The sequence below is a fragment of the Sphingobacterium psychroaquaticum genome (genome assembly GCF_004421025.1).
GTDB classification, from domain to species: Bacteria; Bacteroidota; Bacteroidia; order Sphingobacteriales; family Sphingobacteriaceae; genus Sphingobacterium; species Sphingobacterium psychroaquaticum.
The window spans coordinates 3775370-3800240 of sequence record NZ_CP038029.1 but is presented as its reverse complement, the minus strand read 5'-3'; the positions used below and the strand labels follow the sequence as shown (position 1 = coordinate 3800240).

Genomic DNA, 24871 nt, shown 5'->3' with positions numbered 1-24871 from the left:
GCGTATAGGGACGTAACTCGTGAGGGAGGCGTTTGTGCCTTAGAAAGTCTGGCGCATTTGCGTCTCCTGTCAATAAAGAATTAATCTACCGTGATAGGTACACAAGATTTTGCGCTGTAAAAAACAAATGTGCTTGATATTTCTTCGTCTATTCTGGAATGTAAAAATGGATGGTAAAGGGAGAGAAAAAAAGTGGGTAAGCGATTCCTATCGCACCGCTCAACCAAATACCCTTGCTTTGTTCCCAACCTGGGGGAGTCAATGGGAGCTGGTCGTAGGAGACTTACCCGCGACAAAAGTAGGAAAAAATTAATAGGATGCAAAGTTATTTACCCTTATTTGCTTAGGTGTCTGATTGTCAGTGAGGAAAAATTATAGCTTTTTATCAATCTCGTACTTTTTAGGCCGTCGGTTAAAAAGTACGAGATTGTTTTATATTTCTTGGCTACATTTTTTTCTGATCATATTCTCCCGTTAGAGCAAAATAACCAAAAACGGCTAAGCCAATACTAATAATAGGAGTAAGGATGAATAATATGATAATTCCAAAAACGAGATCTTCTTGGTGCCCGGTACTCAATTTGGGCAAACCAAAATGGAATACACAGAAATAAGCTGTTAAAAGTGCTAGTGCAATCCATACGATGCCGAGTATTCGTTTTAAACCTTCCATTGTTATTGATCTTTTTTAGTTACTGACATAGATTTTGTTATATAAATAGCGCCGATAATGAAGCAGACAGCTGAGATAATGATGGGATACCAAAGGCCTGATAAATAATAATCGGCTTGACCTTTACTCAGGGCATTGCTGGCCAGGTAAGTAGATACAGCAGGAAGTAATCCGCCGAAGATGCCGTTTCCGATATGATACGGCAAAGACATGGACGTATAACGTATCTGGACCGGGAATAGTTCTACCAGAAAGGCTGCGATTGGACCATAGACTAAAGTAATGTACAGGATTTGTATAAAAATTAAGAATACCAATTTTGCATAGTTACCACCAGAGATGTGTACTACACTTTTCGCGGTGATATAAGGTTTGCCATCTTTTAAAATAGGTGTTTTGTTTTTATCCAGGTGGGTAATTTCTGTGTTTTTAACCGACGTCCCGTCCGTAAAGGATTGCGTTGTCGTGTGTATTTCATTCATCCCATCCGATGTTTCTATGGTGGTATGCGATGCCGCGATAACTGCAGCCGTTTCTGTTTTCGTACTTAGGTTCGTGATTTGATACATGCTTTCATAGATTGGTCTATACGTTAATAGTGCCAAGAGCATACCTGTCAACATCACCCATTTTCGACCAACTTTGTCACTTAGTTTACCACAGATAACAAAGAAAGGTGTTCCCAATAACAAAGCTATCCCTAAAATCAAGTCTGCCTGATCGCTCTCCAGAAACATTACTGTTTTCATAAAGCTCATGGAATAAAACTGTCCGGTATACCAAACAACACCTTGCCCCATTGCAGCTCCAAATAATGCTAATAACACGAACTTGAGGTTGTATTTGTTCCCGAAACTTTCTTTGAGCGGGTTGGTCGCTGTTTTTCCTTCTGCCTTTGCTTGCTTAAATTCAGGTGACTCATCCATGTTTTTACGGATAAGATAAGATACATACACCATGAAAATAGAGAGAACAAAGGGAACGCGCCAGCCCCAGTCATCAAATTGTTGTTCCGTTAGCAGGAAGCGTGTTAGGAGAATCACGACTAATGATATAAATAAACCAAAGGTGGCCGTTGTCTGTATCCAGGAGGTCCAATACCCGCGTTCCCCTTTGGGGCTATATTCGGCGACATATGTAGCCGCTCCTCCATACTCACCACCGAGAGCCAGTCCTTGAAGAAGTCGGAGAACAAGTACAATGAGTGGTGCAAAAAAACCAATAGATTCATAACTGGGCGTACAGCCAATAAGAAAGGTGGCTCCTCCCATCAGCATCAGGGTAACCATAAAGGTATATTTTCGGCCAATCATATCGCCTAGACGGCCGAAAAAGAGTGCGCCAAAGGGGCGGACTACGAAACCCGCCGCAAAAGTTGCTAATGTCGATAGAAAGGCGGCTGTTGGATTGTCGGCTGGAAAGAATTTGGTTGCCAGGACGACAGAAAGGCTTCCGAAGATGAAAAAGTCGTACCATTCAATTAACGTGCCCAGTGACGAAGCACCAATAACCTTCCATAAGGTCTTTTTGTTGTTTTGCATGTGTGTTTATTAGGTTTATAGGTTTTTGTATATTTTTCCGGGTAAGGAAATGATATGCTCGTTTATCTCGAGGTCCAGCAAGATCATAGCGAGCTTACTTAGTGGCCAGCCCAGATGTCGAGCAATATCATCGATATGAGCTGTTTCTTTTTCTAGGATGAAGCTATAAAGCGAGGTTTCATCTGTATTTAGATCCGGGGGAAGTAGACGTAGTTGTTTGCCATGTGTCTCAGGCTTTGATCTTTCCCATCCCAGTAAATAAAGCAGATCAGCTGCGTTTCGTATTAAATGAGCCCGATGTGTTTTAATCAGGTAATTACAGCCTTCGGAATATTCTTGATCTATAGCACCAGGAAAAGCGCAAACGTCGCGGTTGTAGCTATTTGCGATCTCCGCGGTGATAAGTGCTCCTCCTTTTTTAGCGGCTTCAATTACAATGGTTACATCGCTTAGGCCCGCAATAATTCTGTTGCGTGCAGGAAAGTTCATGCGGTCGGGCTTGGTTTGGGATGGAAACTCGGTGAGCAGACCGCCGTTTTCCAGCATCTTCGAAGCTACTTCACGGTGAGGAGCTGGATAAATGGTATCGAGACCATGCCCTAGAACACCAATTGTTGACAGATTGTGTTTTAGTGCCATGCGATGAGCCTGAACGTCTATCCCATAGGCTAGACCACTGATTACTTGTACACCAAGCTCCGCTAATTCGGTTACCAAATCGTCACAAATTCCCTTACCGTAGCTGGTCGCATTTCGGGTGCCGACAATACTTACAGCATATTGTGGGTTCAGGTTTGTATTCCCTTTAAAATATAATACCAAAGGAGCATCCGCACATTGCCTTAAGCGCTTCGGATAAGAATCATCTGTTACACTTAGCACCTCTATATTGTGTTTCTCTACGAACTTAAGCTCTTCTTCAGCAAGGGACATATAGCTTTTGGAAAGAATAGATTCTACCGTCACATGCCCTATATTGGGGATACGAAGTAATTCTTCTTTTGAGGCATGGAAAATTGCATCCACAGAACCACAATGTGTCAATAGGCTTCGGGCCGTTTTTGGCCCAACACCTTTGATCTTTGAGAGTGCTATTTGATGTAGTTTGTTCATAATTGGATAGTTAAACTTAAAAAAAATAGCGCGCACCTGCAATATTTATCTTGTTAAGTTTTTAGCGTTGGCTTTATAGAGTTGGTCGTTCGTGGTTGGTTGTTTCTCGTTGGTTGTTTCTGGTTGACGGTGTCTTGTCAGTAAGCTAGGATGCGTTGTTTGTTATTTAATGTACAGCATTAGTTGTTCTTAGTTGGTCGTTCGTGGTTGGTTGTTTCTCGTTGGTTGTTTCTGGTTGACGGTGTCTTGTCAGTAAACTAGGATGCGTTGTTTGTTATTTAGTATGCTGCATTACTAGTTTGTAGTAGTTCGTTTGTAGCGTGTAGTTTATTGCTTGTGTTTTATGGTAGGTCGTTAGTAAAGCATGAAAGGGTATCGAGCCTGCACGGTATATTTTTGGACGTGGATGGTTGCCTTGTTCTAGCGGATTCGTTATTTTTTTGCGAACATAAGACACCTGAGCTACTAGCGTAGAGCTATTAGATTAAGCTACGCTGTGTCCTTCCGGGCTTGTGTCAAATGACAGAAAAACGGTATCTTTGAAGGAAAATAAATATTATGGAATTAGAAGGCGCAAAAGAACCATTTGATATTGAAATCGGAGAATCCGTTTACTCCATCTTTCCGGAAGAAGAAGATGTGTTTATGGTTTTTAAAGATGGTGAGGAGTATGTTAAAATTATAAAGGACACCGATTCCATGTGGTTGAAACTACATCCTGAGACCGAATTGCCAATGTTTGGTATGGACGAGGAAGTCAATACCATCGGGCAGGAGATTCTTCGGCATATCTAAAGAGTTTTTAGTTGGTCGTTTTTTACAAAACCACCAACTAAAAATTAAGCCCTACATCGGCACGTAAACGACATACTTTGTTTCAAAGAAGTCCTCTTCGAAATAATCAGAAAGTGGGTGCAATTCCGCTTTTAATCGAGACTCTTTGATTTCCTCTTTTAGGTCTCCTCCTTTAAGGTAAAGAATGCCATTAGGCACACCATTTTTATCTTTCTTTTCAAATTTATTACGAATCCACGGCGCGAAATCGGCGAGGCGTGTTACTGCGCGAGAAACGACAAAGTCATATTTGTAATCCAGTTCTTCTGCACGAATGTGATCTGCTTCGACATTTTCTAAACCAATAGCCTGTGCCACTTCACGTACTACCTTTATCTTTTTTCCGATCGAGTCTACTAAGTGAAAGTGAACCTCCGGAAATAAAATTGCTAATGGAATTCCGGGGAAGCCACCGCCGGTACCGACATCTAAGACACGTGTACCTGCCGCAAATTTTGTTATAAACTTCGCAATGCCCAAGGAATGCAGTACATGGTGCAGGTATAAGCTTTCGATATCTTTCCGCGAAACGACATTAATTTGATTGTTCCAAAAAGGATATACTTCAGCGAGCTGAGCAAATTGTTCCTTCTGTTTGTCCGTGAGGTTCGGAAAATACTTGTATATAATATCTACTGTTGGATTCATTGTTATCGGGGATTAAATTGTTACTACTTCCAGGAAGTTTGTTTTTTCTTTCTGTTGAACAGTCCGTTGATGCAAATATAGAAATAGTAAAATAGGTCGAGAAAGGGAAGCCACAACAAGAGGTCTCGAACTTCTAACTTTCTATATATGTTACTAAATATAATATACTGAACAAGTAAGCGTAACAGGTACGCAGCAAGGGGTACATACCAGAAGGAAGGAAGCAGCAATATGCTGGCAAGAAGGGTCAGATAAAATAAGACTGCAGTGACGAGCTGTGTGGCAAGCATGCGCTTATGACGGGATTTGTATAAAACAGATGCTCCGCTATGTCTCGCTTTTTGTTTGTAATAGCTTTTCCATGTATCCTTCGGGACAGAATGCATAAAAGAATCTGGATGAATTGCAATGTTCACATTAGAACGGGTCGCATTATGGTTGACAAAAAGATCATCATCGCCAGATTTAATATGCATATGTTTATTGAAACCTTTGCCTTTAAAGAATAAGGATTTGGTGTAAGCGAGATTACGACCCACGCCCATATACGCATTTTTTTTAAGGGCGTAGGCGAGATAACTCATGGCTGTGTGCGTCGTTTCAAAGCGTATAAGTCTGTTCAGAAATCCACGATGTCGGAAATAGGGAGAATAACCTAGGACAATTTCTTTGTCCTCCGTAAAAGCTCCGGCCATTTCCGCCAACCATAATTTGGAATTGGGTTGACAATCGGCATCGGTAAAGACTAGATATTCATGCTTTGCCGCCTTAATGCCTAGCGTAACCGCAAATTTCTTGGTATGCTTAAGCTGTACGTGTTCTTGAATCTGAACGACCTTCAGTTTGTCTGGATATTGTCTTAAGAAATCTTGTAAGATCCATTCGGTGTCGTCTGTGGAGCAGTCGTTAACAACCACGACTTGAAAGTCCGGGTATTCCTGTTCCAGGATGCCGGGTAAGAAGGTCTTTATGTTTTCTTGCTCATTGTGCGCGCATATAATAACACTGACCGGCGGCTGAGGCGTGGCTTCTTGGAAAGATTTTACCCGATAGCCAGCGAGCTTTCCGTACACAAAAATCAGGTAGTATAACTGAATGAATAGTAGAATGCCTAGTATCCCAAAAGGAATAAAGGAAATAAAGGGTGTAACTTGTTCGAGAAGCGTCATATTGAAGTCTCAAAGATAAGGTCTTCTACTAAGAATACAGGGAGAAAAGGTTAAGTTTTATTAAGATTTTACTCCCTAGTCGTTTCGTCGCTTTTTTTATCCTATTTTTGCAGGGATTCTGCCATAAGGGCAGGAGGGAAGACAATATGAAATTTACGCTTCAAGCACAAGATAAAGGTTCACGCGCCAGAGCCGGGGTATTGGAAACTGCTCATGGAAATATTCAAACACCGATTTTCATGCCCGTTGGTACGGCAGGGACTGTTAAAGCAGTACATCAGCAGGAATTAGTAAACGATATACAAGCACAGATTATTCTGGGAAATACGTATCATCTTTATTTACGTCCCGGATTGGATGTGTTGAATAAAGCAGGAGGTCTGCATAAGTTTATCAATTGGGATAGACCTATCTTGACCGATTCGGGTGGTTATCAAGTTTACTCCCTAACAGAAGTGCGTAAGATTCGGGAAGAGGGGGTGACCTTTAGATCACATGTGGATGGTTCTAAACATTTATTTACACCCGAAAATGTCATGGATACGCAACGAATAATCGGTGCGGATATTATTATGGCTTTCGACGAGTGTACACCTTATCCTTGTGAGTATAATTATGCACGTAGATCAATGGATATGACACATCGCTGGTTGAAGCGCTGTGTGGATCGTTTTGATAGTACAGAGCCGTTATATGGTTATGAACAAACGTTATTCCCGATTGTTCAAGGTTCTGTGTATAAAGATTTGCGCGCTAAATCGGCGGAGGCAATTGCTTCCTTCAATCGGGATGGTAATGCGATTGGCGGGCTTTCTGTTGGAGAGCCAGCGGAAGAGATGTATGCAATGACCGAGGTGGTAACCAATATTTTGCCATACGAGAAACCTCGTTATCTGATGGGCGTTGGTACACCTATAAATATTTTAGAAAATATCGCATTGGGTATCGATATGTTTGATTGTGTGATGCCTACCCGTAATGCACGTAACGGAATGCTATTTACACGCAACGGTATTATCAATATCAAGAATGAAAAATGGAAAGATGACTTCTCGCCGATTGAGGCAGAGAGTGATCTTTTAGTAGATCAGATCCATACAAAGGCCTATTTGCGCCACCTTATTCGTTCGCAAGAAATTTTAGGTGCACAGATTGCTTCGTTGCATAACCTTCATTTCTATTTGTGGTTAGTTGGACAGGCTCGTGAAAAGATTATTGATGGTACATTCTACGATTGGAAAGAGAAAATGGTGAAAGTATTGGGACAGCGATTGTAAAAGGTAAATCGCTAAATTAGGTATATCATTATCAACTAAACTTACTATTTTTGATTTCGGAAGATGAACATTATTGATCGCTATATCATCAAAAAATACCTGAGTACTTTCGTGTTCACAGTGGGGATTTTTATTGTGGTGATCGTGGTGTTTGACGTATCGGAAAAGCTGGATGATTTTCTGAAGAATAAAGCGCCGATGTCAAAGGTCTTTCTTCAGTATTATGCGTTGGGAAGTATTCCTTTCTTCCTGAATATGCTTACACCGCTAATCAATTTTATTGCTGTTATTTTCTTTACCTCAAAGATGGCAGATCAAACGGAGGTTGTTCCAATCCTGAGTGGAGGAATGAGCTTCAACCGATTCCTGCGGCCATATATGATCTCGGCGGGATTGATATTTTCTTTTACCTTAGTATTGAACCTGTGGGTTATTCCTTATACGAACAAGGTAAAAGTACAGTTTGAAAATGTGTATGTAAAACCCCAAAAGGTAAGCTCATCGACTTTATCTACCCATATGCAAATAGATTCGAATACCTATGTGTATGTTGGGAATTTCGAAACCCGGACTAATATTGGTTACGATTTTTCTTTGGAGAAATTCGATGGGGATAAATTAGTAGAGAAATTGATGGCGCAGCGTATTACATGGGATTCAGTTGCGACGAAGTGGAAGATTGAAGATTATACCGTGCGTAAGATCGATGGTTTTAAAGAGACCATGGAGAATGGTACCGTCCGAGATACAACATTGGATATGCTGCCGCGTGATTTTGAGGTCTATGATAATGTCTTTACGGCCATGGATACGAAGGAATTGAATGAACGGATTAGCAAAGAGGAAACACGCGGGACGGGCATGATGACAGACTTATTGTTGGAAAAATATAAACGATATATTGGACCTTTCTCCGCGTTCATCTTAACATTAATGGGGGTGTCTCTATCTTCAAAAAAAGTGCGTGGTGGGATCGGTCTTAGTTTGGGTATTGGTATAGCCTTAAGTTTTACCTACCTTCTGCTGGTGCAGTTTTCTACCATGTTCTCTCTCAAGGGTGGGTTAGACCCGTTGATCGCTATTCTCATTCCTAATGTTTTATTTCTCGTTATTGCGTTGTGGTTAAAACATAAAGCACCGAAGTAGTTTGTTGTTGGTTTGTTGTGGGGAGAGGTAAAGAGGCGAAGGGGCAAAGAAGTGAAGCGGTAAAAGGGTGAAGGTGTATAGAGGTGAAGAAGGGGAGAAGTAGTGCAGAGGTAAAGAAGTGAAGCGGTAAAAGGATGTAGAGGTATAGGTGTAGAGAGGTGAAGAAATAAGATTTTGTTATAGTAGAGACGTAAGATGTTGTGTCTAAAAAAGTAAATTATAAGATATAGCTGCGTTGAGCCCTTCGGAGTTTGGTCTACAACTTTGAAATACAAAACCTTAATAAATAATAAAAGCCGGATGGGAATCCGGCTTTTTTACTTTTGTACTAGAACGTACTAAAGTATATGAAATTAAGCGTATGAGACTATTTTATCTTTGGACTCCAACTCGGAATAACCCATCAAGTATTCATCCACCTTACGTGCACATTCGCGTCCCTCGGATATAGCCCAGACAACGAGTGACTGACCGCGGCGCATATCGCCGGCAACGAATATTCTGTCGGCAGAGGTTTTATATTCTCCTTCTGTGGCTTCTACATTTCCACGTCCGTCCAATTTAACGCCAAGCTGCTCCAAAAGACCTTGATGTTGTGGGTGTAAGAATCCCATTGCCAAGGTTACGAGTTCACACGGTAACTCGCGTTCGGAACCTGCAACCTCCTGAAACTTTGTTGGTCGTCCGTAGGTGTCTGTTTCCCACTCCAAATCTACCACTAAGGCAGCGCGAAGGTTTCCCTTCTCATCTCCTAAGAAAGCTTTGGTATTGATGCTCCAAAAACGCTGACATCCCTCTTCGTGCGATGTGGTTGTTTTTAACAACATCGGGTACGTTGGCCATGGCATAGCTGCTGTGCGCTCTTTCGGTGGTTGCGGCATAAGCTCAAATTGAGTAACTGAGGTTGCACCGTGTCGGTTGGAGGTACCAACACAATCAGAACCGGTATCGCCACCACCGATAACGAGGACATTTTTACCTTGGGCATGAATTTCTTCGACCTCAATAGGAGAACTGCCTACGCGTTTATTTTGCTGTTTTAAGAACTCCATCGCATAATGAACCCCTTTTAATTCACGACCAGGTATAGGTAAGTCGCGTGGTATGGTGGAGCCACCTGTTAAGACCACAGCATCATAAGACTGTAGCTCACTTACATGTACATTCTTTCCTACTTCTGCGTTGGTACGGAATTCAATACCCGATTGTTCCATGACCTCGACTCGACGATCAATAACAGACTTATCTAGTTTAAAGTCTGGGATGCCATAACGAAGCAACCCTCCGACCTTATCGTCCCGCTCATAAACGACCACATCATGTCCTGCTTTATTCAATTGTGCTGCGGCAGCGAGTCCGGCTGGACCTGAACCTACAACAGCTACTTTTTTTCCTGTTTTGAGAAAACTTTTATTTGGCTGCACATATCCTTTTTTGTAGGCGATTTCAATGATGTGCTTTTCGATTTCCTCGATGGATACAGGCGATTTATTAATACCCAATACGCAGGCCGCTTCACACGGTGCTGGACAAATCCGACCTGTAAACTCTGGAAAGTTATTGGTGGAGGAGAGGATTAAATAAGCGTCTTCCCAGCGACCGTCATACACGGCGTCGTTGAACTCGGGAATCACATTGCCTAGTGGGCAGCCCGAGTGGCAAAAAGGAATGCCACAATTCATACAACGTGCTGCTTGATTATTCAGTTGGTCGTCAGAATAGCTGTTGACGAACTCCTGATAATTTTGTTTTCTATTTTCTACAGCATCCTTTTGTGGAAGCGTACGTTCAAATTCTAAAAATCCTGTTGGTTTTCCCATGATCTGTTGTTGTTTCTACTTTTTTAGATACAAACCCCGAAGGGCTTCGTGTAGCTAAATCTTGTGTCTGTACTATGCCTCCACTAATTTTCTGCGTAAAACATTCTTGTATTCACGCGGGAACACTTTAATGAATTTGTTTTTCTCCTTCGACCATTGTTGTAAAATATCATTCGCCTTCTCGCTGTTTGTAAGAAGGATATGGCGTTTCAGTAAAGCAATAATCGTGTTTTCGTCTTCTGTATCTAAAGGGTCCAGATCGACCATTTCTTGATTGCAGTTTTCGCGGAACGTTCCGTTGATGTCGTAGATCCACGCGATACCACCACTCATCCCTGCAGCAAAGTTTCGTCCTGTTGGACCAAGGATAAGTGCGCGCCCACCCGTCATATATTCACATCCGTGATCACCGATTCCCTCGACTACAGCCGTAGCTCCAGAGTTGCGGACCGCAAATCTTTCGCCTGCCATACCGTTTATAAACAGATGACCTGATGTGGCTCCATATAGGGCTACGTTTCCTATGATGATATTCTCATGTGCAGTAAGCGGACTATCTTTTGTCGGGTAGATAGCTAGTTGTGCACCAGAAAGTCCCTTTCCAACATAATCGTTCGCCTCTCCTTCTAGTTCAAATGAAAGCCCTTTTGCACCAAACGCTCCGAAAGATTGTCCGGCAGATCCTTCAAATTTGAAATTGATGGTGTTATCCGGTAAACCTTCTGCACCGTAAAGCTTAGAGATTTCATTGGACAACATCGTGCCGACTGTACGATCTGTGTTTTTTACCAAGAAAGTGCCAAATACCGGTGTTTTAGATTCTAAGGCGATTTTAGCTTGCGTTAGTAATCCCCAGTCTAAAATCATGCTTAAGCCGTGGTCTTGCTCTTGCGTATTGTACAGTGATTCGTTTGGCTCATTTCTGGCGACATGCAGTAATTTACTGAAGTCTATTTTGGATGCTTTCCAATGCTGATTGTTTTCTCTTTTCTTTAAGAATTGTGCACGGCCGACCATCTCGTTGATGGTGCGGAAGCCCAGTTCCGCCATGATTTCACGTATCTCTTCTGCAAGGAAACGGAATAAGTTTACGATGTCCTCTGGTTTTCCTGAAAATAATTTACGTAGTTCAGGATCTTGTGTCGCCACGCCAACCGGACAGGTATTCAAGTGGCATTTACGCATCATGATGCAGCCTCCAGCAACTAGAGCTGCGGTAGCAACACCCCATTCTTCCGCCCCTAACAGTGCTGCGATGACGATATCACGACCCGTCTTCATCTGCCCGTCAGCCTGTAATACTACGCGACTGCGCAATTTATTTTGCACCAGGGTTTGGTGTGCTTCGGCGAGCCCTAGCTCCCAAGGTAAACCTGCGTGCTTTATGGAGCTGATAGGAGAGGCCCCTGTACCACCGTCGTAACCTGCAATCAGGATAACATCGGCATGTGCTTTGGCTACACCCGCAGCAATTGTGCCTACCCCGGCTTTAGAAACAAGTTTTACGTTAATCCGTGCGGCACGGTTCGCATTTTTGAGGTCGAAAATCAATTGCGCTAAATCCTCAATCGAATATATATCGTGGTGTGGTGGTGGCGAGATGAGTCCGACACCAGGGGTGGCGTGACGTAATCGGGCGATGAAATCATCCACTTTGTCGCCTGGGAGCTGCCCCCCTTCACCTGGCTTTGCACCTTGTGCCATTTTTATCTGGATCTCATCCGCTTCGGTGAGGTAATGCGAGGTGACCCCAAAACGTGCCGATGCCACTTGCTTGATTGCCGAGCGCATAGAATCTCCGTTTGGTAAACGCACGAAGCGCGCATCATCTTCTCCACCTTCGCCGGTGTTGCTTTTTGCACCAATTCGGTTCATGGCAATTGCCAGCGTACTGTGTGCCTCCGTGGATATGGAACCCATCGACATGGCGCCCGTTGCAAAGCGTTTCATGATAAGCTCGACAGGTTCTACTTCATCTAAAGGAACAGCGGTACGATGCTTTGCAAAATCCAATAAGCCACGTAAGGTAAACATACGCTCTTTTTGGTTGTTAATAATCGATGCATATTTTTTGTAGGCATCGTAATCATTATCACGACATGCTTTTTGTAATAAATGCACTGTTTCTGGATTCCACAGGTGACCTTCGCCACGACGTTTCCATTGGTAAAGTCCGCCCTCAGGTAGAAGCTTTTTCTCAATACGGTTATTTCCAAAAGCACGCCAGTGTTTCGCCAGTGCTTCGGTGGCGATATCATCGAGTGTTAAGCCACCGATTCGGGAGACTGCACCGCAGAAATATCGGTCAACAACACTTGAATCAATACCTAGAACCTCAAATATTTGGGCGCCATGGTAAGACTGTAACGTCGAGATTCCCATTTTAGAGAATATTTTCAGTAAGCCAGCACAGATCGCTTTAACATAATTCTTTTTGAGATCATCCCAGGTTAAGTTTGTCTCGATTAATTCCTGTTCTTTGAGCGTACGGATTGTAGCTAAAGCCATGTATGGATTGATTGCAGTAGCGCCAAAAGCGAGTAAACACGCGAAATGGTGAACTTCCCAAACATCTCCAGCTTCCACGACTAAACCGACCGCACCCCGGTTTCCTGTTTTTATCAGGTGATGGTGTACCGCTGAAACAGCTAAGATAGAAGGGATCGCAGCATGTTGCGAGTCGATTGCGCGGTCCGATAAAATAATGACTTCGAAGCCATCGCGTACCGCATCGTCGGCATAGCGGCAAAGACGCTCTAGTCCTGCTTCTAGGGAACCGGGCTTGCCATCCGCTTTAAAATATAATTGAAGTGTTTTTGCTTGAAATATACCGGTATCAATAGACCGTAGTTTTTCTAATTCGCTGGAAGTTAGGATGGGATGTTCTAGCGTGACGCAGTGACAGAATTTTTTGTCTTCGATCAGTATATTTCCTGCATTTCCAATAAATGTTGCCAAGCTCATGACCAAGCGTTCCCGGATGGGATCTATCGGAGGGTTGGTAACCTGCGCAAAGAACTGTTTAAAGTAACTTGATAGATGTTGCGGTTGGTCCGATAGAATCGCTAAAGGTACATCGGTTCCCATAGAGCCAATCGGTTCATACCCTGTTAAAGCCATCGGTGTTAATATGGTTTCCAAATCTTCACGGGAATACCCAAAAGCTTGTTGATACCTAAAAACGGATTCTTTCTTGAGGTACGTATAGGTTACACGTGGATCTTCCAATTCATCCATGCGTATTTTATAATTGTTCAGCCACTCACCATACGGTTGTTGACGGATAAGCTCTCCTTTTACTTCTTCATCTGAACGGATGCAGCCGGCCTCCATATCGACAACGAATATTTTTCCGGGCTGTTGTCTTCCTTTTTTTATGATGGAACTTTCCGGAATCGGCAAAGCGCCAGCTTCGGATGCTACGATTACGCGATCGTCGGAAGTGACGGCGTAGCGTAATGGACGTAAACCGTTGCGGTCTAATGTCGCACCAATAGTTTTTCCGTCGGTAAAACATAATGCTGCTGGTCCATCCCACGGCTCCATCAGCGTTGCATGATATTCGTAGAATGCTTTTTTTAACGGATCCATCTGCGTGTTGCCGTCCCAAGCTTCAGGAACGAGCATCAGCATGACATGCGGTAAGCTGCGTCCACTATGGAGCAGAAGCTCCACCACATTATCTAGACATGCCGAATCCGATTGTCCACGGTCCACAACAGGAAGTAATATCTGCATTTCTTCATCCGTGAAGTAGGGCGAAGATAAGGAACGAACACCTGCGTAGAACCAGTTGAGGTTACCCGTTAAAGTATTGATCTCTCCATTGTGTGCGATATTGCGGAAAGGTTGCGCTAAGGACCACGATGGGAACGTATTTGTGGAGAAACGAGAGTGAACCAAGCCAAAAGCAGATACCACTCTTGGGTCGCGCAGATCTTCAAAATAGCTGCCGACTTGATAGGTGGTAAGCTGTCCCTTATAAATAATCGTTTTACAAGATAACGACGCGATATAGAGAGGGAGCGGGTAAGCTTGGTGTTCTTTTATTTTTTGAATAATTAGGCGTCTTAATACAAAGAGTTTTCTTTCGAAATCTTCTGTCGTTAAAACTCCTTCAGGACGGGAAACGAAGAATTGAACAATTTCAGGTTCTGCACCAAGCGCAGTAGGGCCTATCCCTTCACGGTTTACCGGAACAGGCCGGAAACCTAAGAACTTCATATTTCTTTCTTGGGTAGCTTCTACGATTGTTTCGCGACATAGTTTGTTGAGGTCGGCTTCTTTTGGTAAAAAAAGCATCCCTGTTCCGTAATAGCCTGGTTCTTCGAGTTGGATACCTAGATTGATACATTCTTCCCATAGAAATTCATGGGGCAGTTGAATCATAATTCCGGCACCATCACCACTTTCAGGATCGCATCCACAAGCTCCCCGGTGTTCCATATTCTCCAACATGGTTAAGGCGTCGCGAACGTGTTGATGCGACTTATTTCCTTTTATGTGGGCAACAAACCCCACACCACAAGCGTCATGTTCAAAGTCTGGGTTATAAAGCCCCTGCTCTGGTATTCTTTCGTTAATCATCGTCTCCTCAAAATATTAGGTTGCTAATATAGAAATTTTATTATTATAAATTTATGTTTTTGATAATAATTATTAAATATTGTTGATTATTTTTCAATCAAACTTCATTTTTTTATAGATTTTGTATTCTTGTTGGTTGATTGAGGGAATCCTGAAATATCATTCTGTCATATTTCTGTTGCGACGAATAATCGAAAGAGGTTTGGCTATAAATTTTGACTTTTCACTTATTTAAGCGAGCTTTAGCCTGTTTTAATCAGTTTATTATTTTATCTATTATGCGCATTATAAAAACCGAAATATACCGTTTTAGCATTCCCATGGAGCCCTTTGTTATTGCAACAGGTACGATGGACTATGCACAGAATACGTTCGTCCGTATCTTTACTGATACAGGTATTTATGGGGTAGGTGAATGTTCTGCCTTTCCCATGATTGTCGGGGAAACACAAGGAACCTGCTTGGTGCTTGCGCGCGATTTTGCTGCATTATGGCGGGATAAAAATCCGCTGGATATCAGTGAACGGATGGCGGAGTTGGATTTGTTTATTGCAGGAAATAGTACGATAAAATCTGCCTTTGATATGGCATTGCATGATATCGCAGCGAAGGATGCCGGGCTACCGTTGTATAAATTTTTGGGCGGTACGAAGCGCGAAATTGTTACGGATATCACGCTGGGGATTGCTTCGCCAGCGGTTATGGCGGAGAAAGCACGGGTGTTGAAAGAAGGTGGCGCGGAGGCGCTCAAAGTGAAGTTAGGGAAAGTGCCGGCGGATGATATCCAACGTATTCGGGAAATCCGGAAGGCTGTAGGCTTTGATATTCCTATTCGAATTGATGCCAATCAAGGATGGTCTTTTGAAGGGGCAGTCGAAGCACTTACTGGTTTGGAACCGTTTAAGATTCAGTTTTGTGAACAGCCTATGCGGACTTATAATGATCATTTGTTGCCGGAGCTTCGCACGCAGACCATCGTTCCGATTATGGCAGATGAATCTGTTTATTCGCATCGGGATGCGGACCGTCTATGCCGGAATGATGCCTGCGATTATATTAATATTAAGTTTTCTAAGTCGACAGGGATTGCAGAATCACTACGGATCCAAGCTATCGCTGCTGAATATGGTGTTCCATGTATGATTGGAGGGATGTTAGAATCTCGATTGGCGTTGGCTGCAAAAGTGCACTTTGCCTATGCGGCTCCGAATGTTAAGTTTTTTGATTTAGATACTTGTATGGTTGGTCATTTGGAAGATCCAATTGTGGGAGGTATCCAATATAACGGATATCGAATCTCTATCTCAGATGCGCCTGGGATTGGGGCCGATGTGGAACAAGCGTTTTTAGATACATGTGAAAAATGGACGATTTAATCGTCCATTTTTTTATATTGAAAGTTTAGAATATTCTTTACTTTCGTGTAGCTAATCATTTTATGAGTAAGATAGATATCATTAAACTAGCCAAAGCCTTAAATCTGTCCAAATCTACTGTTTCGCGTGCTTTTCGAGATAATAGCGATATTAATCCGACGACCAAAGAACGGGTTTTGAAGATGGCTAAGGAGTTAAATTACCGACCGAATCACTACGCAAGCAATTTGCGGGAGCAAAAAAGCAAGACGATTGCGGTGGTGGTGCCGGAGTTGGCCAATAATTATTTTACCCAGATTATTCAGGGCGTGGAACGCGTTGCAAAAACCAAAGGTTATCATATTTTGATTTTCGTAACGGATGATGATATCCAAAAGGAAAAGGAGTTTATTCGTAGCATTTCGAATGGGCGTGTCGATGGTGTTTTGATGTCGGTAAGTGGTGAGTCGGAGGATCATAGTTACTTAAATCGGGTGGATTTCGATTGGCTGCCTGTTGTTCTCTTCGATCGGGTGTATGATGATATTGAACTGCCAACTGTTGTGACGGATGATTACGATAGTAGTTACTTGGCGACACAACATTTGATTGCCAATGGTTGCAAGCGGATTGCTTATTTGGTGGTGAACAAGGAACAGTCGATTGGTAAGACACGGATGCAAGGTTATATGGATGCTCTGCATGATGGAGGTCTCCCGACGGATGAGTTGCTTATCGCGGATTGTTCGAATGCATATGATGAGAATGCTTTGATTTTAAAAACGTTTCTTGCGGAGCAAAATCCAGATGGGGTTTTGGCTTCCGTGGAACGTCTAGCCGTGTCGGCATATTATGTATGCCGGGATCAGGGGATCAGGATTCCGGAGGATCTTAAAATTGTTGCGTTTTCCAGCTTAGAGATTGCCGAGTTGCTAAACCCAAGCTTAAGTACCATAACGCAGCCCGCTATTCAGATTGGCGAGCACGCGGCAAATATCTTGTTGGATAAGTTGTCGGGAGTCGATTCTGGAGGACTGCAACCACAAATTGTCTTGTCATCCGAACTTGTGGTTAGGGACTCTTCGCGCCTGTAGGTTTATCGTTGTGAAGCCATAGATTGGCCACCGTCGCACAAAGCATGAATACACCGGAAAGAGATAGTGCATAAATGGCTTGGTTATCAAATATGTGTTTCATCAGCCAGCCACCAATCAGTCCATTTACAATTTGGGGGAGCGTGATAAAACAGTTGAAAAGACCGATATATAATCCTACTTTTTTGCACGGGATGCTGTTGGCTAATAGCGCGAAGGGCGTAGAAAGGACGCTGCCCCAGGAAATTCCTATTAAGACCATGGAGAAAAAAAGCAGCGTTGTAGTGGGCATGTAATAAATAGATATAAAGCCAATAGCACCAATAAATAGGGCTACTGTATGGGTGTTGCGTTGTCCCAGATAACCATACAGTTTTGGGAGCAATAGGGCAAGGACCGTCGCGGTAAGGTTATATGTTGCGAATAGTAGTCCTGTTAAATTTGCTGCATCGGCGAATGCTGCTGACGATGTATCCCGTACCGGAAGTTTGAAAAAATGCTGGGCAACCGCAGAGGTTGTAAATACCCACATTGAAAAGAACGCAAACCAAGAAAAGAACTGCACCAAACCTAGTTTTAATAAGACCTTTGGGATGTTGGTTAAGATTGTGGTCTTAGGGGCTGAGGTTGATGATACTATAGTGGAATCCGCATCTTTATTTTCAGCTGAATAATACTGCTTTTCGCGCACGGTGAACACAGTCCATAGGATGCATACCAGCAAGAGGGCGGCACCTAAATAAAAAGACCACCTTACATTTGGCGGAATTATGCCCGTCTCGGCAGTTTTAGGCACACCTAGATATTGTGATAAAAGGTAGGGCAATATAGAACCAATGATAGCGCCAATGCCGATTAAAAAAGTTTGTAGAGCATAGCCTTGTCCTTGCTGTGTTGAGGATAGTTGGTCGCGAACTAGCGCACGCATTGGATGCATACTCATGTTAAATGCAATGTCTAGGACGATCATCATCATCACGGCAAAAACCAAAGGTGAAACAAGCCACATAAATGCTGGCGCATTAGGAAGCAAAATGAGTGCGAAGATTGTGAATAAACTCCCAGCGAGGAGAAAAGGGGTGCGCCTTCCTAAGCGTGTCCATGTACGATCGCTGTAAAAACCGAGAATAGGTTGGACAATAAGGCCTGTTAATGGAGCCGCCAACCAGAAAAGAGGAAGCTGTTCGAGGTGTGCTCCTAAAGTTTGAAAAATACGTGATGCATGCCCTGCCTGAAGAGCAAAAACGGATTGGATTCCCAAAAATCCAATACTTAAATTTAGAAGTTGTGCTATTTTTTGTTTAGGTTTCATAGACCGTTCTCACGATAGAAAGCAGGGTAGCGCGTCTCGGGGCGGTGCCGCTGTTTGTGACTTAAAGATGCGAAAATAAATGAGGAATCGATTGTTTTTCGTAGGAAGAAAAGTCAAATCTACTTTTTGTGCAGTTTTTTTTTGGAGGCTGAGAACAATTTTCTATCTTTAGCTTTACAAAATGGGAACGTTCCCATTTTGTAAAGATGATCAATTATAAATCACGGCATCCAAAGCTTTTGCTATCACCGGATGTCTATCATCTTATTTTATTGGAGTGTGCGAAAGTATTTACCGATATTCCTTTTTTACAGCGTAGAAGGATGGGATAGGTGGATTGGGATGCGGGTTTTTACAATCACTTTCGGGAACGTTCCCATTAAAGCATGATTGTGCATGAATATACGATGTGTATAGGGGTGTACTAATGCGTGAAATAAAAGCATGTGCGATAGGAGGGATCGCATGATTAAATAATAAACTATAAACCAAAACAATTGATTTTATGCAAACATTTACTTTATGCCGTGGATGGGTATTAAGCCTATTCCTTACGCTATGGGGTTGCGCTTTTACGAGCCATGCGGAAGCTGGCGTTGTGCAGAGCGTGATTCTACAAGGGCGGGTGCTCGACGAACAAGGAGAACCGGTTGTGGGGGCAACCGTTGTTATCGGAGATACGAAAAAGGCGACTTCCACGGATATGGACGGAAGGTATAGTATTTCAAATCTTCCGTTGGGAAACCATACGATTACGGTGAAGATGATGGGACTTAGTAATTCAAGTCAGACTGTACGCCTGGTTGCAGGCGAAAATGTCCTCAATTTTACAATGAGTAATGGAATGGATGCTTTAGAGGAAGTGGTTGTTATCGGATATGGGGTGGCAAAGAAAAAGCAGGTTACCGGTTCGATTGCGAGCGTGACGCCCGAGGAGTTTAACAAAGGAGTTGTGGGTTCTCCGGACCAACTCTTGGCCGGTAAAGTGGCGGGGTTAACAGTAAATCGTTCTGGTGGAGATCCTACGGCAGGCGCGACAATTCAGCTGCGGGGGCCATCCTCTTTAACGGCGAGTTCCGCTCCGCTTTATGTAATTGATGGTGTTGTTGGGGCGAATATTGAACTTGTTGCACCCGATGATATTGTTTCGATGGATGTGATGAAAGATGCTTCTTCGACAGCTATTTACGGCTCTCGGGCGGCGAATGGTGTTATTTTCGTAACGACTAAGCGCGGTAAAGCCGGTGCTCCAGTTTTGTCGTATAGTGGCTATGCTGCAACGGAACGGGTGGCTAACCGGGTCAATGTTTTGAATGCAAGTGAACATAAGATGTTTGTGGAGGAGCATGCTTTGGCGGTAGCAGGAAGTGAAACAGGTTATGATACGGATTGGCAGAAAGAGATTACAAGAACGGGGTTTTCGCACAACCATAATCTTTCGATGACAGGTGGATCCGAGGGGACGCGTTACAATGCTTCGGTGAATTATTTCAATAACCAAGGTATTGTTAAGCGGAATGGCATAGAGCGTATTATTGCGCGCGCCGGTATCGATCAATCTGCTTTTGACAACCGACTGAAGCTTGCTTTTAATATGGCCAATAGCATCAATAATTCCGATCATGTAGACTATGGTATCTTTAATGGGGCAGCCCGGTATTTACCTACTTCCCCGATTATGTCGGATGGAGCAGAGTATGTTCAATATGGCGGATATTTTCAAGTACCGGGACGGACGAATTATATGAACCCAGTAGCCATGCTCAACCAAAGAGATGAAACGAGAAGTAACAATACATTGCTGGGAAATTTCAAGGCCGATCTGACCATCTTGGACGGCTTGGTGTGGTCGAATGTGCTTTCTTATCAGCGAACGCACTATGATAAGAGATATTATATGCACCGAACAGATTTTGACTCAAAAGCTTTGGGACGTGGTTATGGTGACCGGACGAACCTCAAACATATTGATAAAATTTTAGAAACCTATCTGAACTACAACCTAACACGTGGACAACATACCGTTGACGCTATGGCGGGTTATTCCTATCAACGTACGAAGAACAATGATGGCATGTGGGCTTCTTCGGTTGGTTTTATGTCGGATGATCTGGGGTCGAATAACCTGAACCTAGGTACTTTACCGGAAGGCTATAATCCGTTTACGGATTCACCGGCCACATTGGAGTCTCTCTTGATTTCTTTTTATGGTCGTTTGGGCTATAGCTTTAATGAAAAATACCTATTGAGTGCCTCGTTACGTAAAGATGGTTCGTCTAAGTTTGGCGTAAATAATCGCTGGGCGACATTCCCTTCGGTTTCGGCCGCCTGGCGCCTGACAAAAGAGGCGTTTATGGAAAATCAAACGCTCTTCTCTGAATTGAAGATTCGTGCTGGTTATGGAGTATCCGGAAACCAGAATATCGATCCATATTGTCAGATTGTGATTTTTGGTCCACAGAATGGTCAATTTCTTTATAATGGCAAATGGATGAATGCCTACGGTGTAAACCAAAACGCGAATCCGGATCTGAAATGGGAAACAACATCGATGTTCAATGTGGGTTTAGATTTTGAACTGTGGAAAGGACGATTGGGCGGTTCTGTTGAGTATTACAATAAGGAAACAAAAGACCTATTGTACGAGTATGACGTACCTTCTCCACCATACCAGTTTAATCGTCTTCTCGCAAATGGGGCAACGATGAGTAACAAAGGTGTTGAAATTGTCTTGAATGCTCGGGTGGTTAGTAACAGCAATTTCTCGTACAACACAACGGTTAATTTTGCACGAAATATAAATGAAGTGGGTTCATTGACTTCTAATATTGAAAATATTGGTGTCTCTCAACGTTATGAAGGAGGTATTGGATTAGAGGGGTGGACGGGACAAACGGCTGCCATCGTTTTACCGGGGCAAGCCTTGGGAACGTTTTATGTCGCGAAGTACGTTGGCTATGATGAGGCTGCCAAACGCACCATTTATCAAAAACCTTCTGGTGAACTGGTGACGCAGGATCAAATTTCTGCGCCGGACGATTACCAGATCATGGGACATGCCTTGCCAAAATTCACGTATGGATGGAACAATAATCTGCGTTACAAAAGCTGGGATCTGAATATCTTTTTCCGCGGAATGTATGGCAATCAGGTTTTCAATGCTACGCGTGCTGATCTTTCACGTCTTCAACAAGCAAGCGTAACCAATATCTCTAAAGATGCGGTTAAAGAAGGTGTTTTTGAAACGCCATTGATTGCTTCTAGTCGATTTATTGAAGATGGTTCTTTCTTAAGGCTTGATAATGCTACTCTGGGTTATCGTTTTGCTGTCGCCGGGCATAAATATTTTAAACAGGCTCGAATTTATGCAACGGGTCAAAATTTATTTGTGCTGACTGATTATACGGGAGTGGATCCCGAAGTTGGTCTGGGCGGTTTAGCTCCAGGTATTGATAATCGGAATTATTACCCGAGAACACGGTCCTTTAGCTTGGGTGTGAACTTAACTTTTTAGAACAAATGAAAACGAGAACAAAATTAAATATAATGCTTTTAGCTGGTGTATTGGGGCTAGGAGTATCGTGTACAAAATTTGACGTTGATGTACATTCGGCGTATACAGAAGAAACATTTCCAAAGACACCGGATCAGTTTGTCGCGGTTACGGGACCAGTTTACACAGCGGCACGGGGATATTTTGATAATTACTTTAGCCTACAGACTGCAGGAGCAGATGAGGTTATTGTTCCTACGCGTGGAGGCGACTGGTTTGATGGTGGAAAGTGGCGTGATATGCACTATCATAGCTGGTCCCCTTCACATGAAGTGGTGCGCGATACGTGGGACTGGGGGTTTAATGCCATCGGTACCTGCAATAGAGTATTAAGTGTACTGGAAAAAGCAGAAGATTCAGCGCAGAAGAATCAAACGGTCGCTGAAATTAAGACCATGCGGGCTTGGTATTATTTCATGATGATGGATACGTATGGTAATATTCCGTTGGTGAAGACATTTGATACCGGAACGGAGTTGCCAAAAACGACTCCACGGGCGGAAGTGTATAGTTTTATTACGAGCGAGCTGGAAGAGAACCTCGCTTTGTTGAGTGAAGATAAAACGGAAGCAACATACGGAAGGCCAACAAAATGGTTTGCTCATGCGTTGCTAGCCAAGGTATATCTTAATGGGCAAGTGTATGCGCAGGCGATGGATTGGAATAAGGTGGTGGACCATGCAAATATGGTTATTGCTTCGGGTAAGTATGCGCTGGAGAATGATTTCTTGGCGCAGTTTATGCCGGATAACGGCGCTTCTTCGCCAGAGCCTATTTTCTCCATTCCGTATGATGCGGCGCGGGCAACGGGGAACACCTTGTTTAATCGGGTGCTTCATTACGCACACCGACAGACTTTTGAACTAAGTGTAAACCCGTGGAACGGGTGGAGCGCGCCCCCGGCTTACTTTGATTTGTTTGAAGATTCGGACAATAGAAAACAGCAATGGCTTCACGGACAACAGTATAATTCAACAGGACAACCTTTAATCTATAATGGGATGAATATTGTTATCAATCCGTATAGTTATAATTTGTTGCCAGGTTCGGATTTTGATATTGGTGGTGCCGATGATGGCGGTCGTTTGGCTGGTGCACGTTGTATTAAATACTATCCCGATAAAAACCAAATCAGCAATAATGCAGGAAATGATGTGGTGGTTTTTCGTTTGGCAGATGTGCTCTTGATGAAGGCAGAGGCGATCTTGCGTGGAGCGACGAATGGTTCATTAACCGAGGCAGTAACGGCTGCAAATCAGGTGCGTCAACGGGCGTTTCCTGTAAACCCTGAAAAACATTTTACGGCAGGCAGTTTGACGCTGGATGCGATCTATAAGGAACGGGGACTGGAGTTTACCTTCGAGCTGACGCGTCGTACGGATATGATCCGCTTTGGAAAATGGGAGGATGCACTGCTGTTTAAACCAGCAAATGCAGGTGAAAGTCATAAACGCTTATTCCCGGTGCCAGCAAGAGCGATGACAAATAATGGGAATTTAACGCAAAATCCTGGCTATTAGAATTTACAAAGATGAAACGGACAAAACAATTTGTTGTAATAACCGCTATGGCGGTTTTAATAGGCGGCTTTTTTACGGGATGTAAAAAGGTGGAGCATGGTATCGATGATGCTATTGTTTCAATCAATGAAACTACGGCAGCGACGATTCAAGTTGGGAAGGTATTAAAGGTTGGCTTTATTGCGAATAATATAAGTTCTTTTGAGTTTAGTATCGTCAAGGGCAGCGAGGTGTTGTTGTCCGAGACGGTCGCCATCGAGAAAGGGGCACATATTGTGTCGAAGTCTTTTGATATTCCGTTGGACGAAAGCTGGGTTGGTGAGGCTTCCTTAATGGTGAGGTATGCTGCTGCTGGCGGCACGATCGAGAAGACGAAACCTATTGTCTTTTCGGAGAGTAATCCGATGATGTATGTCGTGGGCGGTGCTATTGGTGCGGGTTGGGAGCCTACGCTTTCTGTGCCGATGGCCCTATATGACGAAGAGAGTAAAACGAAGTTTGAAACCTATGAGTACGTGACGGTTGCAGGAGATGGCTTTAAGTTCTTACCGACAAATGTGAATTGGGACAATGCCTATGGGAAAGGAGCGACGGACGGCACGCTATTGCAGGATGAAAAAGCAGGGAACATTACGGTGTTGAAGGATGGTTTTTATCGCCTGCGGATGGATGCTGAGGCATTGACCTATGAACTGTTGCCTTTGACCTGGGGGATTGTGGGGAGCGCAACGGCGGGTGGCTGGGATAAAGATACGGAGATGTCTTTTGCCGGCGCTAAAGGAACTTATACATGGAAACTTACCACAGATCTAGTCGTTGGGGAGCTTAAGTTTAGGGCAAACAACGACTGGGGCATGAATCTGGGGGGTACATCGTCGGCTTTGGTGCTGGATGGCGATAACCTAAAGATCGATGCGGCAGGTACCTACGATATCGAACTACATCTGAAGCCAGGAGCTTTTACGGCGACCTTGACGAAGAAATAAAAGAATAATAAGTGGGTCGTAAGAAGAGGGGTAAAGGACGAATTTCGGCTTTTGCCTCTCTTTTTTACTTTGGTTCATTTTTTGAGGACTATCGTGTATATAAAACCCTGTAAAATTAGTGTATGAAAATTTTAGCTTGGTCTATCGGCACACAGGAACTTTTCATTCTTTTTGTCCTCCTTGTATTGTTGATTTTTTTCTGGATGATCTTTCATAAGCTGTTGCGGAGGAAATAGAGTTTTT

General features: G+C 43.3%; 17 protein-coding genes. 9 read left to right on the top strand and 8 right to left on the bottom strand.

All coding sequences use genetic code 11. The features are described from left to right. Nucleotides 1-127: 127 nt before the first annotated feature. Complete coding sequence (locus E2P86_RS18450; protein ID WP_449448548.1) at nucleotides 128-313, top strand: hypothetical protein; 186 nt, start codon at nucleotides 128-130, stop codon at nucleotides 311-313. Nucleotides 314-445: 132 nt separating this feature from the next. Here the strand turns inward: E2P86_RS18450 and E2P86_RS15655 are convergent, their stop codons facing one another. The 3 genes from E2P86_RS15655 to dprA are packed head-to-tail and all read right to left on the bottom strand — an operon-like array spanning nucleotide 446 to nucleotide 3327. Next, on the bottom strand, nucleotides 446-673 hold the full coding sequence (locus E2P86_RS15655; RefSeq protein ID WP_085473133.1) for a DUF6814 family protein: 228 nt from the start codon (nucleotides 671-673) through the stop codon (nucleotides 446-448). 2 nt (nucleotides 674-675) lie between these two features. Continuing rightward, on the bottom strand, nucleotides 676-2214 hold the full coding sequence (locus E2P86_RS15650) for an MFS transporter (protein ID WP_085473132.1): 1539 nt from the start codon (nucleotides 2212-2214) through the stop codon (nucleotides 676-678). Between the two features lie 15 nt (nucleotides 2215-2229). Next, nucleotides 2230-3327 (bottom strand): DNA-processing protein DprA, encoded by a 1098-nt coding sequence (gene dprA / locus E2P86_RS15645; protein ID WP_134433704.1) that lies wholly within the window; start codon nucleotides 3325-3327, stop codon nucleotides 2230-2232. 558 nt (nucleotides 3328-3885) lie between these two features. Between dprA and E2P86_RS15640 the strand changes: the two genes are divergently transcribed. Further along, nucleotides 3886-4122 (top strand): hypothetical protein, encoded by a 237-nt coding sequence (locus tag E2P86_RS15640; protein ID WP_085473130.1) that lies wholly within the window; start codon nucleotides 3886-3888, stop codon nucleotides 4120-4122. Nucleotides 4123-4173: 51 nt separating this feature from the next. Here E2P86_RS15640 and rsmG read toward each other — a convergent pair whose 3' ends face one another. Then, entirely contained in the window at nucleotides 4174-4809 is a 636-nt protein-coding gene (gene rsmG, locus E2P86_RS15635; protein ID WP_134433703.1) for a 16S rRNA (guanine(527)-N(7))-methyltransferase RsmG, read from the bottom strand. 23 nt (nucleotides 4810-4832) lie between these two features. After that, entirely contained in the window at nucleotides 4833-5978 is a 1146-nt protein-coding gene (locus E2P86_RS15630; RefSeq protein ID WP_134433702.1) for a glycosyltransferase, read from the bottom strand. Nucleotides 5979-6124: 146 nt separating this feature from the next. Between E2P86_RS15630 and tgt the strand changes: the two genes are divergently transcribed. Together tgt and E2P86_RS15620 are read left to right on the top strand one after the other, a co-directional pair. Next, nucleotides 6125-7255 (top strand): tRNA guanosine(34) transglycosylase Tgt, encoded by a 1131-nt coding sequence (gene tgt / locus E2P86_RS15625; RefSeq protein WP_085473127.1) that lies wholly within the window; start codon nucleotides 6125-6127, stop codon nucleotides 7253-7255. Between the two features lie 63 nt (nucleotides 7256-7318). Continuing rightward, nucleotides 7319-8401 carry an LptF/LptG family permease gene (locus E2P86_RS15620; protein WP_134433701.1) on the top strand — a complete coding sequence of 361 codons (1083 nt, stop codon included), beginning with the start codon at nucleotides 7319-7321 and terminating at the stop codon, nucleotides 8399-8401. Nucleotides 8402-8754: 353 nt separating this feature from the next. Here E2P86_RS15620 and E2P86_RS15615 read toward each other — a convergent pair whose 3' ends face one another. Both E2P86_RS15615 and gltB read right to left on the bottom strand, forming a co-directional pair. Continuing rightward, the gene (locus tag E2P86_RS15615; RefSeq protein WP_134433700.1) at nucleotides 8755-10221 is read right to left on the bottom strand and encodes a glutamate synthase subunit beta; all 1467 of its coding nucleotides are present in this window, start codon (nucleotides 10219-10221) and stop codon (nucleotides 8755-8757) included. Nucleotides 10222-10293: 72 nt separating this feature from the next. Further along, nucleotides 10294-14808: a glutamate synthase large subunit gene (gene gltB / locus E2P86_RS15610; protein ID WP_085473124.1), complete on the bottom strand. Its 4515-nt coding sequence runs from the start codon at nucleotides 14806-14808 to the stop codon at nucleotides 10294-10296. A 278-nt stretch (nucleotides 14809-15086) separates the two neighbouring features. Between gltB and E2P86_RS15605 the strand changes: the two genes are divergently transcribed. Together E2P86_RS15605 and E2P86_RS15600 are read left to right on the top strand one after the other, a co-directional pair. Beyond that, entirely contained in the window at nucleotides 15087-16184 is a 1098-nt protein-coding gene (locus E2P86_RS15605) for a mandelate racemase/muconate lactonizing enzyme family protein (RefSeq protein ID WP_085473123.1), read from the top strand. Between the two features lie 62 nt (nucleotides 16185-16246). Further along, nucleotides 16247-17257 (top strand): LacI family DNA-binding transcriptional regulator, encoded by a 1011-nt coding sequence (locus E2P86_RS15600; RefSeq protein ID WP_085473122.1) that lies wholly within the window; start codon nucleotides 16247-16249, stop codon nucleotides 17255-17257. Here the strand turns inward: E2P86_RS15600 and E2P86_RS15595 are convergent. Beyond that, entirely contained in the window at nucleotides 17235-18569 is a 1335-nt protein-coding gene (locus E2P86_RS15595; protein WP_134433699.1) for an MFS transporter, read from the bottom strand. The genes E2P86_RS15600 and E2P86_RS15595 overlap by 23 nt on opposite strands. Nucleotides 18570-19074: 505 nt before the next feature. On the opposite strand from E2P86_RS15595, the gene E2P86_RS15590 reads away from it, so the two are divergent. Genes E2P86_RS15590 through E2P86_RS15580 form a run of 3 tightly spaced genes read left to right on the top strand, consistent with a single transcriptional unit; the run spans nucleotide 19075 to nucleotide 24628 of the window. Then, nucleotides 19075-22083: a SusC/RagA family TonB-linked outer membrane protein gene (locus tag E2P86_RS15590; protein WP_134433698.1), complete on the top strand. Its 3009-nt coding sequence runs from the start codon at nucleotides 19075-19077 to the stop codon at nucleotides 22081-22083. A gap of 5 nt (nucleotides 22084-22088) precedes the next feature. Then, nucleotides 22089-23642: a RagB/SusD family nutrient uptake outer membrane protein gene (locus tag E2P86_RS15585; RefSeq protein ID WP_085473119.1), complete on the top strand. Its 1554-nt coding sequence runs from the start codon at nucleotides 22089-22091 to the stop codon at nucleotides 23640-23642. 11 nt (nucleotides 23643-23653) lie between these two features. Then, complete coding sequence (locus E2P86_RS15580; protein ID WP_134433697.1) at nucleotides 23654-24628, top strand: SusF/SusE family outer membrane protein; 975 nt, start codon at nucleotides 23654-23656, stop codon at nucleotides 24626-24628. Nucleotides 24629-24871 lie beyond the last annotated feature (243 nt).